Origin of the sequence: Streptomyces sp. SID14515 (genome assembly GCF_010548505.1) — a bacterium.
Lineage (GTDB): Bacteria > Actinomycetota > Actinomycetes > Streptomycetales > Streptomycetaceae > Streptomyces > Streptomyces caviscabies.
This window is the reverse complement of sequence record NZ_JAAGMH010000004.1, coordinates 1-323: the sequence shown is the minus strand read 5'-3', so window position 1 is coordinate 323 and position 323 is coordinate 1. Positions and strand designations below refer to the sequence as shown.

Annotated in this window: 1 pseudogene; it reads right to left on the bottom strand. The window is 77.7% G+C overall.

The window, feature by feature from the left end:
* A pseudogene (locus G3I54_RS00885) lies at positions 1-323 on the bottom strand (hypothetical protein); the annotation flags it as partial.

Below are 323 nucleotides of genomic sequence, written 5' to 3'. Positions count from 1 at the left end.
CGGCCGCCCGGTCCGCCGCGATGTCCGGGAGCGTGTCGGCCAGATGCGCCGCGAACCCGAGCAGGGCCCCTGCCGTCACCGTCCACCACCGGGGCCACGGGCCGCCGGGCTGGGAGAGGGCGACCGCGGCGGGCAGAGCGCCGAATCCGGCCACGTACGGCAGCCAGGACAGGACGGTCGCCTTGAGCCGCAGGTTGTAGAGCCAGGCGGCCGCGACCGCGGTGAGGTGCACCGTACCCGCGAGGACCCCGCAGGTCAGCGAGAGCGGTACGCACAGGGCGAGCGCGCCGCCCGCCGCCGCCCAGACCGTGCCCGGCGCCACC